13 protein-coding genes and 1 tRNA gene are annotated in these 14574 nt (G+C 62.0%); 6 read left to right on the top strand and 8 right to left on the bottom strand.

Going from position 1 to position 14574, the window contains the following annotated elements; genetic code table 11:
- The first annotated feature begins 53 nt into the window (after window positions 1-53).
- Window positions 54-1328 (top strand): dicarboxylate/amino acid:cation symporter, encoded by a 1275-nt coding sequence (locus tag ACS5Q1_RS07800; RefSeq protein ID WP_473097624.1) that lies wholly within the window; start codon window positions 54-56, stop codon window positions 1326-1328.
- Between the two features lie 71 nt (window positions 1329-1399).
- On the opposite strand, the gene ACS5Q1_RS07795 is transcribed toward ACS5Q1_RS07800, so the two are convergent.
- Complete coding sequence (locus ACS5Q1_RS07795; protein WP_473097623.1) at window positions 1400-2614, bottom strand: CAP domain-containing protein; 1215 nt, start codon at window positions 2612-2614, stop codon at window positions 1400-1402.
- Between the two features lie 268 nt (window positions 2615-2882).
- Here ACS5Q1_RS07795 and ACS5Q1_RS07790 point away from each other — a divergent pair, with 268 nt between their 5' ends.
- Window positions 2883-4103 (top strand): MFS transporter, encoded by a 1221-nt coding sequence (locus tag ACS5Q1_RS07790; protein ID WP_473097622.1) that lies wholly within the window; start codon window positions 2883-2885, stop codon window positions 4101-4103.
- Window positions 4104-4222: 119 nt separating this feature from the next.
- On the opposite strand, the gene ACS5Q1_RS07785 is transcribed toward ACS5Q1_RS07790, so the two are convergent.
- From ACS5Q1_RS07785 to ACS5Q1_RS07770, 4 genes are all read right to left on the bottom strand, one after another.
- On the bottom strand, window positions 4223-4990 hold the full coding sequence (locus tag ACS5Q1_RS07785) for an isocitrate lyase/PEP mutase family protein (RefSeq protein ID WP_473097621.1): 768 nt from the start codon (window positions 4988-4990) through the stop codon (window positions 4223-4225).
- 5 nt (window positions 4991-4995) lie between these two features.
- Window positions 4996-6051: a bifunctional transcriptional activator/DNA repair enzyme AdaA gene (locus ACS5Q1_RS07780; protein WP_473097713.1), complete on the bottom strand. Its 1056-nt coding sequence runs from the start codon at window positions 6049-6051 to the stop codon at window positions 4996-4998.
- Window positions 6052-6133: 82 nt separating this feature from the next.
- The gene (locus ACS5Q1_RS07775; RefSeq protein WP_473097620.1) at window positions 6134-7462 is read right to left on the bottom strand and encodes a cytochrome c peroxidase; all 1329 of its coding nucleotides are present in this window, start codon (window positions 7460-7462) and stop codon (window positions 6134-6136) included.
- A gap of 5 nt (window positions 7463-7467) precedes the next feature.
- Entirely contained in the window at window positions 7468-8322 is an 855-nt protein-coding gene (locus ACS5Q1_RS07770) for a hypothetical protein (protein WP_473097619.1), read from the bottom strand.
- 123 nt (window positions 8323-8445) lie between these two features.
- On the opposite strand from ACS5Q1_RS07770, the gene ACS5Q1_RS07765 reads away from it, so the two are divergent.
- The gene (locus ACS5Q1_RS07765) at window positions 8446-9105 is read left to right on the top strand and encodes a Fe2+-dependent dioxygenase (protein WP_473097618.1); all 660 of its coding nucleotides are present in this window, start codon (window positions 8446-8448) and stop codon (window positions 9103-9105) included.
- A gap of 92 nt (window positions 9106-9197) precedes the next feature.
- Here the strand turns inward: ACS5Q1_RS07765 and ACS5Q1_RS07760 are convergent, their stop codons facing one another.
- Entirely contained in the window at window positions 9198-9818 is a 621-nt protein-coding gene (locus tag ACS5Q1_RS07760) for a TIGR02466 family protein (RefSeq protein ID WP_473097617.1), read from the bottom strand.
- Between the two features lie 105 nt (window positions 9819-9923).
- Here ACS5Q1_RS07760 and ACS5Q1_RS07755 point away from each other — a divergent pair, with 105 nt between their 5' ends.
- The gene (locus tag ACS5Q1_RS07755) at window positions 9924-11171 is read left to right on the top strand and encodes an adenylate/guanylate cyclase domain-containing protein (RefSeq protein WP_371826843.1); all 1248 of its coding nucleotides are present in this window, start codon (window positions 9924-9926) and stop codon (window positions 11169-11171) included.
- Here the strand turns inward: ACS5Q1_RS07755 and ACS5Q1_RS07750 are convergent.
- The gene (locus ACS5Q1_RS07750) at window positions 11168-12145 is read right to left on the bottom strand and encodes a glutathione S-transferase family protein (protein WP_473097616.1); all 978 of its coding nucleotides are present in this window, start codon (window positions 12143-12145) and stop codon (window positions 11168-11170) included. The two genes, ACS5Q1_RS07755 and ACS5Q1_RS07750, sit on opposite strands and share 4 nt — an antisense overlap.
- A gap of 319 nt (window positions 12146-12464) precedes the next feature.
- Between ACS5Q1_RS07750 and ACS5Q1_RS07745 the strand changes: the two genes are divergently transcribed.
- A tRNA-Ile gene (locus ACS5Q1_RS07745) sits at window positions 12465-12540 on the top strand.
- A gap of 40 nt (window positions 12541-12580) precedes the next feature.
- Here the strand turns inward: ACS5Q1_RS07745 and ACS5Q1_RS07740 are convergent.
- Window positions 12581-13198 (bottom strand): MarC family protein, encoded by a 618-nt coding sequence (locus ACS5Q1_RS07740; RefSeq protein ID WP_473097615.1) that lies wholly within the window; start codon window positions 13196-13198, stop codon window positions 12581-12583.
- 180 nt (window positions 13199-13378) lie between these two features.
- Here ACS5Q1_RS07740 and ACS5Q1_RS07735 point away from each other — a divergent pair, with 180 nt between their 5' ends.
- Window positions 13379-14446, top strand: a complete 1068-nt coding sequence (locus ACS5Q1_RS07735) for a patatin-like phospholipase family protein (RefSeq protein ID WP_473097614.1) — start codon at window positions 13379-13381, stop codon at window positions 14444-14446.
- Window positions 14447-14574: the final 128 nt, after the last annotated feature.

Here is a 14574-nt window from a genome sequence, read left to right as displayed (position 1 = left end):
CTTGCCGCCAATCTCTTATTTGCAGATAAATTTGTAAATCTAAGGCAATCAACATGTTGAAATCGTGGTTTACCCGCCCGCTCTGGCAGCGGGTCGCCGTAGGCTTTGCCCTCGGCATCCTTGCCGGCGTGCTGGCCGGCGAGCAGGCGGCCGTATGGTTCAAGCCGCTCGGCGACCTCTACCTGAACCTCGTGCGGATGATCGTGATCCCGCTGGTGTTCTTCACCATCACGTCCAGCGTGGCGAAGCTTGCCGAAGCAGGTAACGTGGCGAGCTTAGGGTTGCGCACCCTGTTCTGGTTCATTGCCACCTCGGCCATCGCCGTGCTCGTGGGCATCGCCTTCGGGCATCTCATCGATCCCGGCCTTGGCCTGTCGAACCTGCCGCTCGGCGAGGTGAAGCCGCGCACGATCCCAACGCCGCTCGAGGTGCTGATCGGCATCGTGCCGACGAACCCGATCAAGGCCATGGCCGATACCAACGTGCTGCAGGTTCTCTTCTTCGCCGGCATCGTCGGCGCTGCTCTCGTCTCGCTCGGCGAGAAGACGGCCGGCATCCGCACCCTCGTCGATCAGGGCGCGACCGTTGTCTTCCGCATCACGCGCTGGGTGCTGCAACTCACCCCCATCGGCACCTTCGGCCTGATTGCCTGGGTTGTCGGGCGCTACGGCCTGGCCTCGCTGCTGCCGCTCGGCAAGTTCATCGTGGCCATGTATCTCGCCTGCCTGTTCCACATCGTCGTGGTCTATGGCGGCCTGTTGAAACTGCACGGCCTGAAGGTCGGACGCTTCTTCCGCGGCGCTGCGCCGGCGATGCAGATGGCCTTCGCCACCTCGTCGAGCCTTGCCACGCTGCCGATGTCCCTGCGCGTCGCGGTCGAGAAGCTCGGCGTGCCGCAGAGCTATGCGAGCTTCGCTTTGCCGCTTGGCGCCAACGTGAAGATGGATGGCTGCGGCGCGATCTATCCCGCCATCGCGTCGATCTTCATCGCGCAGTATTTCGGTCTCGATCTCTCGCTGACGCAGTACGTACTCATCGGCTTGACGGCGGTTCTGGGCTCGCTCGGCACGGCAGGCGTGCCCGGCACCTCCATCGTCATGCTCACGCTGACCTTAAGCACCGCAGGTCTGCCGCTCGAAGGTATCGGCTACATCATCGCCATCGACCGCGTCGTCGACATGATGCGCACCATGACCAACGTGACAGGCCAGATCCTCGTGCCGGTGATCGTCGCGAAGGAGGAGCGCATTCTCGATCAGGCCGTCTATGACGGCAACGTCGAGACTCATACGCCGGCTGGTGAGGCGGTTCTGGTTGCCGCCGAATAATCATTCGCTGCAAGCGAGCAAACAAAAAGGCGGACCGTCGGGCCCGCCTTTCTTTTTGATTTCGTCCCGGCTCAGAACAGGAAGTCCGAAGCACCGATCAGCGAGAGCTTCACGTTGATGAGCGTGATCGACTGTCCGTCGGCGTTGATCAGCACGTCGTCAACTTTGCCGTCGCTGTCCGCGTTGAATTTGCGGATGCTGAGATCGTTGAAGCTCAGATCGGTGGCGCGCAGATCGATGCGGTCGCTGGCGTTCCTGAAATCGGTGATCTTGTCCTTGCCCCATTGGCTCGAGAAGCGGAACGTGTCCGTGTTCGTGCCGCCGGTCAGGATGTCGTTGCCGCTGCTGCCGGAAAGAGTGTCCTTTCCGCTGTCGCCATAGAGCCGGTCGTTCCCGGCATTGCCGGTGAGGGCATCATTGCCGGTTCCGCCATAGAGCTTGTCGTTGCCGCCGTTGCCGTAGAGCTTGTCGTTACCGCCATTGCCCTTGATCGTGTTGGCTGCGGACGTTCCCTTGAGGGTGTTGTTGCTCGCGGTGCCACTGATCGTGGTCGAGGTCGGCGTGGAGGAAGTCCCCGTCGTCGGGTCGATGAGATCGAGCTTCACGTTCGAGGCGCCAATCGTCACCTGCTTGGTCACCGCGGCAAAGCCGCCGCCGGAGAACGTGACCGCATAGGTGCCGGCTGCCAGCGCCAGGCCGTAGCCGCCGGCGCTTTCCGTCGTCGTGCTGTATCGGACGCCGGTCGAACTCACGGCCGTCACCGTCAATCCACCGAGGCCCTCGCCGATGTCGTAGAAAAGATCGCCGTCCTTGTCGTCCATGCTGACGCCGGTCAGAAACACCTTCGTGCCGGACTTGGCGAAGTTCTGCGTGACGAAGGCCCCGTCCCAGGTCTGGTACGGACCGGTGTCGAAGCCGATGCCGATCTCGCGGAAGGTCCCGTTGAGGATATTCGCCTTGTGGCCCGGGCTGTTCATCAGGTTCGTGTGCAGCAGCTCCACCTCGTCCTGGAGGCCCGCAGGAGCGCGCATGCTGGCCCACGCGATATTCTCCGCCGAGGTCCAGGAGCCCGAGAAGGTGTAGCCCGCCTGAATCATCCGCTGGTGCGGGGAAGACCCGCCTGCTCCCGTATGGGAGAACGTGTCGGTCGCGATCATCCAATTGCTGTGCGAATCCGCCGATTCGTTGAGGTCGCCGTTGAAGGTGAGCGGCTGGGCGCCCGTCTTCGCCCGTTCACGGTTCACCAGCTCGAGCATGAACTGCTCATAGGCCGTGGCTTGCGACATCAGATACCCCTTGGTGTTTATTCGTTCTCCCGTTGTCCGGGCTAATGGCCTGGGGCTTAGAGGCTAAATGGGAAGAAGTTGTGGCTCGATCGTTATAGAGTTTCGGGCTGTCTGGCGCGCCTATTGACGTATGGTCGAGAGGAACTTTGCCCTACCTGCGCTGTAACCCTGCTCTGCAGCATGAGATGGAGATCGGGGCCGCATTCTGGTCTATAGCGGAACCCGGAAACGCCTTATGCCAAGCTTGGCAGCATAACGAAGAATGCCGATGACCAACCAAACGTCCGCCATGTCCGTTGCGTCCCGTCCCGTCTCGGCGGAGAGGGTCGCGGTCCCGATCCTGGTTGCCATCAGCATTTCGCATCTGCTGAACGATCTCATCCAATCGCTGCTGCCGGCGATCTATCCGATCCTCAAGAGCAATTTTCACCTCGATTTCGGCCAGATCGGGCTGCTCACGCTGACCTTCCAGTGCACCGCATCGCTGCTCCAGCCCATGATCGGCACGTTCACGGACCGGCGGCCGCAGCCGTTCTCCCTCGTGGTCGGCATGGGCTTCACCCTGATCGGGTTGCTGACGCTGTCGCAGGCGGGATCCTATCCGGTCCTGCTCTTGGCGGCGGCGCTCATCGGCATGGGCTCTTCGGTGTTCCATCCGGAATCCTCCCGTGTCGCACGCCTGGCCTCCGGCGGACAGCACGGACTGGCGCAGTCGGTGTTCCAGGTCGGCGGCAATGCCGGAAGTGCGCTCGGGCCCTTGCTTGCCGCCTTCATCGTCGTTCCCTTCGGGCAGCCGAGCATCGCCTGGTTTTCCGCAGTGGCTCTGCTGGCGATGCTGATCCTGTTTGTCGTGGGGCGGTGGTATCAGGCCAAGCTCGCGGATCTGCGCGCCAAGCCGCGCATGAGCGAGGCTGGATCGATGTTCTCGAAGCGGCGCGTTGTGGTCTCGATCGGAATCCTGATGCTGCTGATCTTCTCGAAGGATTTCTACGTCGCGAGCTTCACCAACTATTTCACCTTCTACCTGATCTCCAAGTTCCAGCTGTCCGTGCAGGACGCGCAGATCCACCTCTTCATCTTCCTCGGAGCGCTGGCCGTCGGCACGCTGCTCGGCGGGCCCATCGGAGACAGGATCGGACGGCGTTACGTGATCTGGCTCTCGATCCTGGGAGTCCTGCCCTTCACCCTCGCGCTGCCCTTCGCCGACCTGTTCTGGACGACCGTGCTGAGCGTCATCGTGGGCGTGGTCCTGGCCTCCGCCTTCTCGTCCATCCTGGTCTATGCCATCGAGCTGGTGCCGGGCCGCGTCGGCATGATCGCCGGCTTCTTCTTCGGCTTCTCATTCGGCATGGCGGGCCTCGGCGCCGCGGCGCTCGGACATCTCGCCGACATCACGAGCATCGCGACCGTCTATACGATCTGCTCGTTCCTGCCGGCGCTCGGGCTTCTCGCGTATTTCCTGCCGAAGATCGAAAAGCCGCGGGTTTGAAGGTTGGGGTCGTAAAAGAGTGAAGCGCCACCTGAGCCTTCCTCCCCACAAGGGGAGGGCGACATGTCCGCGCTTCACGACAGCAGATGAGTTCGCTCTTGAAGACCTTGAACGGCTCGTCAGCCCAGCGCCGCCCTTGCGGCGTCCTCCAGAGCCTTCATCGCCATGCGATACGGTCCCGGCCCGTGGCTGATGCGGGCGACGCCGAGTTCGGCGAGGCGCGCGACCGAAGGCGTTGATTTGCTTGCCATGATGTTCACCGGCAGAGGCGAACCTTCGACGACACGCGCGATGAGCTTTTCGTCGACAAGGCCCGGGACGAAGAAGCCATCCGCACCGGCATCGGCATAGGCGCGGCCGCGCTCCAGGGCTGTCGCGACATGGCTCTCGTCGTGCTGATACGGAGCCGCGAGCAGGAACACGTCGGTGCGCGCATTGAGGAACGCGGGGATGCCGAGCCGGTCGGCCGCTTTTTTGGCGCCGTTGAGACGCGCAGCCTGATCGGAGATCTCGCGCAACGGTCCGGATTCGCGAAAGCTGTCCTCGATATTGTAGCCGATGGCGCCGGCCTCGATGGCGCGGGCAATCGTTGCGCCGACCTCATCCGGGTTGGCACCGTAGCCGGTTTCCAGATCGATGGTGACCGGAAGATCGGTGGCCGCCACGATGCGTTCGAGATTGGCGATGGCAAGATCGAACGGCATGAACTCACCGTCCTCGAAGCCATGCGCCGCCGCAACCGACCAGCTGCCGGTCGCAAGGGCCTTCGCGCCGCTGGCCGCTACGGCCTTGGCGCTGCCCGCATCCCAGACATTGAACAGGATGATCGGTTGTCCGGGAATGTTGAGAGCCCTGAACGTCTTGGCCTTCGTGACTTGATCGGTCATGTCCTTCACCCCTTGGAGAATGTCGCTGCGAGGCGGCGCTCGTGTTCGAGCAGCCACTGCTTGCGCCAGATCTTGCCACCATAGCCGGTCAAAGATCCATCCGCACCGATCACACGATGGCAGGGCACGATGATGGCGACCTGATTGGCGCCGTTTGCCCGCGCCACGGCGCGGGCCGCATCGGGACGGTCGAGGAGGCGCGCGATCTCGCCGTAGCTGCGCGTCACCCCGGTCGGAATCTGGCGCAGGGCATCCCAGACCGTTGCTTCGAACGGCGTGCCCTTCTGAACGATGGGCACATTAAAGGAGATCGACCGGCCGGCAAAATACTCTTCCACCTGACGGGCGAGGGTGTCGAGCATCGGATGCTGCCCGAAACAGATTGGCCCGACGCGTTTACGCAACCGCTCGATCTCGGTTGGAAGTGCCTTGCGTTCCGCGAATTCGAGCAGATGCACACCGGCATCGTCCGCCACCGCGAGCATCGCGCCGATGGGCGTGTCGAGCCATTGTGCAGTCAGGATCTGGCGCGTCGTCATGCGGATCGGTGCGTCGCCGATGAGCTTGCTGATCGCATCGCGAAAGCCGCTACCGGACTCATAGCCGGCATCGAGTTGGGCATCCATCACGGAGCCTCCCTGTTGCAATGTGTTCACCGCGAGCCCCAGACGCTGCGATCTCGCGTATTGCGCGAAGGTGATGCCGTATTCGCGCTGGAAGGCGCGGCGGACAGTGGAGGGATCGTAGCCGAGAGCTTTGACATCCTCGGCGCTCCACCGCCGTTCCGGCTCGGCCCTGATCCTGTCCTTCAAGGCATCAAACGCGCCGCTCGTCGGCCGTTTGATGTCGAGGGGCTTGCAGCGTAGGCAGGCGCGAAAGCCTGCATCCTGCGCCGCGTCCCTGCAGGAGAAGAACACCACATTGTCGCGCTTCGGCTTGCGGGCCGGGCAGGTCAGGCGGCAGAAGATGCCGGTCGTCTTCACGCCCACATAGGCGAACCCCTCATAGGAAGGATCGCGGGCGATCAGGGCGGCAAAGAGGGTGTCGTCGTCACGGAGCATCGGCATGACCCTGTTTTAGCGCAACCCTTAGGCCCCTGTCGCCGGAAACGAGGCGTGTATTTTTCTTTTCGCAGAACCCCGTTCAAGGGATCTGGGCAACGTCCACGCTCAGGCGCATCTCCGGATGAATGCCGCAGATCACGTCGTAATGGCCCGGCTGGTCGAAACCAATGGCAACGGTGTCGCCGGGATTCTGAGCGTCCGAGTTGAAGCTCTTGCCGGGCCCGTCGAGACGGACGTTGTGGACGCGCGTATCATCGTTGAGGATGCGCAGGGCCTCGCCCACCTTCAGGAGAACGGCACCGGGCGTGAAGCGCCGGTCCTTCTGGCTGACGGTGGAGATGGCGACCGCCTCCGAACTCGTGCCCCAGACCATCGTCTTCGGAGGCAGGCTTGCCGGACGGGGAGGATCATCGCTGGAGAGGGTGTTGAGGAACGCGACGAGCTGCGCCCGCTCCGTCGTGCTGAGTTCGATCCGCTGCGGCAGATCCGCTGAAAGGGTAGGGCGCTGCACGATGCGTTTCGCGTAGTGATCCACCACATCCTCGAAGGTTGCGAGCGAACCGTCATGCATATAGGGCGCGGACCAGACGCGCTCGCGCAGGCTCGGCGTCTTGAAGGCATGGTTGACGGTCTTCAAACCGAGAATGGGCCCGCGGCCCTTGTCCTCGCTCGGCAGGCCGATGTCGTGGAACGCTTCATCGGTGAAGCGCCAGCCCTGATGGCAGGCGATGCAGCCGGCCTTGCCGACAAAGAGCGCAAAGCCTGCCATCTCGTCCGGCTCCAGAGCCCTGTCGTCGCCCTTCACCCAGCGATCAAAGCGGGTTTCCGGTGATACGAGCGTTCGCTGAAAGGCGGCAAGCGCCTTTGCGAGATTGTCTTGCTTCACCGCGGGATCGTCCGGGAAGGCAGCAGCGAAGGCTTGGCGCATCTGCGGATCTGAGCCAAGCGCACGCAAGGCCGTCTGCAGATTGCCGGCCATCTCGCGCTCGTTCTCGATCGGCACCATGGCCTGCGTTTCCAGGCTCGATGCCCGGCCGTCCCAGAAGAAGGACAGGCCCCAGGCCAGGTTCCAGAGGGCAGGAGTGCGACGGTCGAGAGGTTGTCCGTCGTGGCCGATATGCCGGTCGACGCCATCGGAGAACGACAGGTCAGCCTGATGGCAGGTCGAACACGCCATATCGCCGGAGCCCGACAGGCGCGTATCTTCAAACAGCTTCGCCCCGAGAACAATCTTTTCCGGGGTGGTGGGATTGTCTGCAGGCGTCGGCGTATGATCGGGACGCGCGAAAACTTTTCGCCAATGTTCCGTGTCGAACGGAGCGGGCTTGTCCGCTGCTCCGCCGACGAGGCTTGCAAGCAGAAGGCTCGCAAGCACTCGGCCGGCTTTGGCAAAACCTTCACGCGTCATGAATGTTAGCGAAGATTCCCGAGCTGCAGCTCGAACTTCGACACGCTGCTCAGGAACTCTCCCGAATCCTTGACGGCCTGCTTCGGCGGCGTCACGGACGGGAAGGTCGCCTTCAGCTCGTTGAGGCTCGCCTGCAGAGCCTTGGCCGCATCGGCATTTTTCGCGGTGGCGGCGGGCATGACCGTTCCGACGAGGCGGTCCACTTCCAGCACGAAGCCGCGTGCATCCTGATATTCGACCACGTTGGCGATACGGCCTTTTTCGACGGCCTCTTCATATTCGTCGGCCGCCTGCTGCAGCACCTCGAGAGCCGTTTCGAGTACGAAATAGGGGCCGTTCTCTTCCTTCGCCTTCACGGCGGTTTCGGCCGCAGCCAGACGCTCGTCGAGAGCCGCGCGGGCGCGCGCGTAGGCCTCCTTGTTCTTGGCTTTCACGGTCTGCGAAAGGGCCTTCAGGGCGACCTGGAACGGCGCGACGTTGAAGGTCTTCAGCTGATCGCGGATGCTGGCATAGATTTCCTCTTCCGGATGCAGGAAATGGGGCAGGGCATCTGCCCAACGCCCGGCCTCGATGAGCTCGGCGCCGACCAGGAGATGGCCGCGGATCATCTCGATGCCGCGATAGAGATGGAGGGAAGGCTCCAGCTGCGCGGCGCCTCCACCTTCGCCTTCTCCCTCGCCACCAGCCGTGGCGGCAGACGCGGCGTGGCCCTGGTGCTGGGCGAGGTGAAGCAGGGGCTGATCGGCCTTGGCCTCGATCCCGGCCTGGGGAGGAGCGTGCAGGATCGTTGCTTGAGAAGCTGCGGGTGCTGCGACCAGGACGGCGGTGCTCAGGCCCGCCCAAATCTTCCGTTTCTTCATGACATCTCCCCTCGGCAGGACAAGGTCGCCGCGGCCAGTTTAGAAAAATTAAAAACTGTCTTTCTTTACAAGGATTTAGCTACATCTTATGGGGATTTCTGACAAGCCTGAAGGGGTCTTCCCATGCTGATCACGATTGCGGACGTCCTGCCCCAAGGTGAACTCGAAGAAGTCCGCACAATGCTGGGCTCCATGCGCTTTGAGGATGGCCGCGCGACGGCGGGCTGGAGCGCCAGACTCGTCAAGGACAACGAGCAGGCCCGCGAGGGGGCCACTCTGGCGCTGCTTCGGGAGAAGGTGTCGAAGGCCATTCTCGGCAACGAGGTCTTCAGCCTCGCCGTGCGCCCGAAAGCGCTGACGCTGCTGACCTTTGCCCGTTATGGACAAGGCAAGGAATACGGCTCCCATGTGGACAATCCGCTGATGAACGGTATTCGCACGGACGTGTCCTTCACGCTCTTCCTGGCCGATCCGGAATCTTACGATGGCGGCGAACTCGTCATCGAATCCGTCGCCGGCGAGGAGGAGGTGAAGCTGCCCGCGGGCCACCTCGTCGCCTATGATTCGACGAGCCTGCATCGGGTGGCACCGGTCACCCGCGGCGAGCGCTTGGTGGCGGTCGGCTGGGCGCAGAGCTATGTCCGCGAGAGCGCCCGGCGCGAGCTTCTGTTCGATCTCGAAACCGCCAAGCGCAGTCTGTTCGCTCAATCCGGCAAGACACCGGAATTCGACCTCCTGGCGAAAAGCACCGCCAATCTTTTTCGGATGTGGGCGGAGGTGTAAGTGTCCGGCTTCCCAGTCCGGCTATCACTCCGCTCCCATCCTGAGGAGGTGCAGGTTGATATGGAGTCGGATTTGCCTGGACCCGCTGAGTCCTACTGCCAGGAGTGGTTGAAGCTGATGCTGATGCGCTCGCTTTCGGCCTCGTTCAGGGGCACCTCGTGGCGCAGCCAGCTTTCCCAGAGCAGCACCGTGCCGGTGGCAGGCTTCATATAGGCGAATTGCCGGTTCTCCTGCTTGGCCTTGGCCTTGCGTGGCGGGGCGGCCATCATGAAGCCGAGGCGCGGATCCTCAAGCTTGAGCGCGCTCGCGCCTTCCGGAATTGTCACGTAATAGGTGCCGCTCACCACCGAATGCGGGTGGATGTGCGAGGTGTGGATGCCTCCGGGCGGGAGGATGTTGATCCACAGGCTGTCGAGGACAAGCTTGCGGCCCTGGAGATCGAATTCCAGCTCCTTGGCGAAGGCCGCCACATGCTTGTCGAGCTCCTTCAGAAGCTCGCCGAAGACCGGCACCCGCCAAGGCAGGTCGTTCAGGGAGGCGTAGGATGTGTAGCCCGGATAGCCATGCTTGGCGCACCAGCGCTGGCCCGCCTCGTCATCCTCGGCAATGGACAGGCAGGCGGCTTCGAGCTCCGCATTGCGGCTCTCGGCCTTGGCGCCGGTCAGCTCGGCGCGGTAGACTTTGGTGACGAAAAGCGTGTCGATACTTGCCATAGCTTGGCTCTATTCCGGCAGCCGGTTTCTGTCAAAGCCATTGCTCTTTCGGGACGGGCATCCCAGCTTTCATGTTGGAAAGTTTCCTCATGGCTTGAAGGATCCATGAGGGCAACACACCTTGGCCTCATGATGTCGTCCTCCCTCGTCCCGACCGCTTCAAGCGATCTTCTGACCATGGCTCGAAGCCTCGATGCCGAAAGCCTCGCACGTGTCATCGCTCTGCGGGACTGGCTGATCACGGCCGCAGGCCAGATGGAGGATTCGAACGAGGTCCTGGCCGGCTTTCTCACCCGTCTGATCGATCTTGGCCTGCCGATTGACCGGGCTGTCTCGGCCATCGAGACGCTGCATTCGGAATATGCCGGGATCGGCCGCTTCTGGACCCGGGAGGAGGGCACCATCGTGCGCTACCTTCCTCACGGGGACCGTCGCGAGGCGATTTATCAGACCAGCCCCTTCGCCCATGTCAACCGCACCGGCGAGTGGCTGATCCTCGATCTCGCGATCACGCCCGACGATCTCTTTCCGATCGTCCCGGAGCTGAAGGAAGCGGGCTACCGTCATTACGTCACCATCCCGATCCGCTTCACCAACGGGGCCGAGAACGCGATCTCGTTTGCAACGAGGTCGCCGGAAGGATTCGGCATGCGTGAACTGACGATCCTGCGCATGGTCATGCCGTCCTTCGCGCTCGTGACCGAGCTGCGTGCCACGAGCAACCGGCTCGACGAGGTGCTGCGCATCTATGTGGGGGACGATCCGCACAAGGCGATTCTGTCGGGCGCCATCCAGCGCGGACAGGTGACGCGGATACGCTCGGCCATTCTGTTCGCCGACATGCGCGACTACACGCATATCTCCTCGACGCTGAGCCCTGAAAACGCGGTCGAGCTGTTGAACAACTATTTCGATTGCCTCGTGCCGCCCATCGAGGATGAGGGCGGAGAGGTGCTGAAGTATCTGGGCGACGGGCTTCTCGCCATCGTGCGCGACAAGGGCGACGATACGGGCGGTGCGGCGCAATCGGCGCTCACCGCCGCCACCAAGGCTCTGCGTCGCATCGAGGCGGCCAACAATGAAGGACGCTTTCCCGTGCCGATCAATGTCGGCTTCGCGCTCCATCATGGCGATGCGGCCTACGGCAATGTCGGCTCCGGTCAGCGCCTGGATTTCACGGTGATCGGCCGCGACGTGAATCTTGCGAGCCGCATTGCGGAGTTGAACAAGAGCCTCGGCGAGCCGCTGCTCATGTCGAAGCCCTTCGTCGAACATCTGTGGGGCAACCCTTCGCCGCTCGGCGCGCACGCGGTCCAGGGTTTTGCCGAGGCAGTCGAGGTCTACAAGCCTTAAAAGCTATCGCGTCCATGCGGCGCGTCGAGATTGATGATCGGCCCGAGCGGCACGATGCCGCTGGGATTGATGGTCCTGTGGCTTTCGTAATAATGCCCTTTGATGTGAGCCATGCTGACCGTTTCGGCGATGCCGTCCGTCTGGTAGAGATCACGCACATAGTCTGCAAGGTGCGGATAATCCGCGACGCGGCGCAGGTTGCATTTGAAATGGCCGACATAAACCGGATCGAAGCGCAGCAGCGTGGTGAAGAGACGGATATCGGCTTCGGTCATCCTGTCGCCGCAGAGATAGCGGCGTGACGACAGGCGCTCGTCGAGAAAATCGAGCGTTTCGAAAAGCGGATGGAGCGCTTCTTCATAAGCCTGCTGCGTCGTCGCAAAGCCCGCCTTGTAGACGCCGTTGTTCAGAGTGTCGTAGACGCGCGCGTTCAGGCTGTCGATCTCGTCCCGCAGTTCCTCCGGACAGTAATCGCCCGGCTTCGCCCCGAGGTCGTCGAAGGCGGAGTTCATCATGCGGATGATCTCGGCGGATTCGTTGTTCACGATGGTGCCGGTCGCCTTGTCCCAGAGCACAGGCACCGTCACGCGGCCGGTGTAATCGGACTCGGCCGCGGTGTAGACCTGATGGAGATACTGCGCGTTGTTGATGGGATCCGGAATGACGCCGGGGCCGTCCTCGAAGGTCCAGCCATGCTCCAGCATGCGCCAGTGCACGACGGAGATGCCGATCATCCTCTCCAGGCCTTTGAGCTTGCGCATGATCAGCGTGCGATGCGCCCAGGGGCAGGCGAGCGAGACATAGAGATGGTAGCGCCCGGGCTCCGCCTTGAACCCGCCACCTCCCGTCGGACCAGGAGATCCGTCGATGGTGACCCAGTTCCGGAAGGCGGAAGGCTTGCGCACAAAGCGCCCGCCGGTGCTCTTGGTGTCGTACCATCGATCCTGCCAGACGCCGTTGATCAGCAACCCCATCCCATCCTCCATCTCCAATCTCGTCCGGGAGACCCGATTCGAGCGTGAAAGCAGACAGATGGTCGAACCCGGCAGGGGTCAAGAGGCATCCTGGATCTCCGATGCCTCGAGAGCGCATGCGACAGCCGGCCCGGAAGAGGAGGGCAAAACCGGCTTGACGGGATTTGAGATGTATTACAGGAACATGAAGGGTCCAGGTTTGTCCCGGACTGCCCCTCTCTCTGAGCTTCGATTCCCGGAAAAGGGCGCAGCCTTCCGCCACGACAAGGGGTGACGAAAGGCTTTCCCTCCGTTAGAGGTTCCCTTGCCTTCCTCGGAAGGGCCTGTAGCTCAATGGTTAGAGCCGGCCGCTCATAACGGTCTGGTTGCAGGTTCGAGTCCTGCCAGGCCCACCACTCTCCAATGCGTTGGTTTTCAGTGGCAACTCAGCCCGCACTACGGCGGGAGGTTGAACGCATGCTTGATGCCCAGAACGATGCCGTTCACGGCCACGCTGGCGAGGATGAGGCCCATGACCCGGCTGATGACGCTGGCGCCGGCGTCGCCGATGATCTTGATGATCCGGGAGGCCATAAGCATGAGGATCAGCGTGATGAGCAGGATGAGAGCCATCTGAGCTACGGTTTCAGCCTGCTGTGCAATGCTGAACTTGGTGTTATCCGTGAGCGAGACGACGGCCAGCATGGCGCCCGGACTCGCGATGGAGGGAATGGCAAGCGGGTAGATCGACCGGTCGATATCCGAGGTCTCGATATCCTTCTCCTCGGCTTCGATCTTCGGCTCCCCGAAAATCATCGTCAGTGCGAACAGGAAGAGAACCACGCTGCCGGCGATCTGGAAGGCATCGAGGTCGATCTCCAGGGCCTGAAGCAGCGCCTGGCCCGCAACGACGAAAAACAAGAGGACGAAGAAGGCCGCCACTGTTGCCCTGAAGGCGGTCCGCCTCGCCGCGACGGCGCTCATGCCGGCCGTGACGGCCAGAAATACCGGAAGTGTTCCAATCGGGTCGATCACGACCCACAAGGTGATCAGGTCGGTAAAATACTGGCCCATCGGCGGTGGCCCTCGCCTCTATGTCACAAATAATGCGCCTTGGGCGCAAAGCCAAGCTTATCCGGATCGCTTCTCGGGACAGCATGATCGCGGCCCTCGTCGCATTCACGGCGTAACGTTCCGACTTGCGCTCCGAAGCTTCCGTCATGGTAATCTCCCAAGCGATGACGGGAGCCCGGAATGACTGGTCGAACAGAGAGCCGTAAAAACCCTGTGCGTGGGCTGGTGTGCCCGAATGCCGAGAAATCCGTCTCGCTGGCGCTGCAGGGCGGTGGCGCGCATGGTGCCTTCACCTGGGGCGTTCTCGATTATCTTCTTGAAGATGGCCGGCTCACCATCGAGGCGATCACGGGCGCGAGCGCCGGTTCGATGAATGCGGTAGTGCTTTTCGAAGGCTGGCTTGAGGGCGGACGTGACGGGGCGCGCGAGCAGTTGCGCAAGTTCTGGAAGCGCGTGAGCCTCGACGGTGTGCTCTCGCCGCTCCAGCGTTCACTGTTCGATCGCCTGTTGAGCTATTGGAGCTTCAATGGCTCCTCGTCTCATCTTTGGTTCGATGCTTGGTCGCGCGTCGCGAGTCCCTACGACCTAAATCCGCTCGACATCAATCCTCTGCGCGATGCCCTCAACAGCCTGATCAATTTCGAGCGGGTGAGGGCCTGCAAGGATGCAAAGCTGTTCATCGCCGCGACCAACGTCTGGTCCGGAAAGATCCGAATCTTTACCGGTCCTGAGCTGACCGTGGACCATGTGCTCGCCTCAGCTTGCCTGCCGATGCTCTTCAAGGCAGTCGAGATCGACGGAGAGCCTTACTGGGATGGCGGCTATACGGGCAATCCGGCGCTCTTCCCGCTTTTCTATGAAACACAAACGGACGATATCCTACTGGTGCAGATCAATCCGATCGAGCGCCGGACGACGCCGCGAACCGTGCAGGAAATCCAGAACCGGCTGACCGAAATCACGTTCAATGCCAATCTGCTGCAGCAGCTCAGATCGGTCGAGTTCGTGACGCGGCTGATCGATGAGGGAAAGCTTTCGACCAAGGATTACAAGCACGTCTTCATGCACCGGATCCATGGCGGGCAGGAGCTTGATGAGTTCACCGCCGCGTCCCGCCTCAGTGCTCAATGGAGTTTCTTCAAGGAGCTCAAGGATCTTGGCAGAAATGCTGCCCGCACATGGCTTGCCAAGAACTACCGGTTCATCGGGCAGGAAAGCACGCTCGATCTGCGCAATGCCTATACCTGAGCACCTAAAGCGTTTTTGGTTTCAGTGTAGGACATAGCCGGCGTGCCTGATCCAGCCTTTGGCATCGTTTGCGGTGATGGTGTCGAGGGCTGGTTTGAGTTCGGCTTCCAAGGCTTCGAGAGTGCGTA

Source organism: Microvirga sp. GN3 (assembly GCF_055792825.1).
This window is presented reverse-complemented; position numbering and strand designations above follow the sequence as displayed.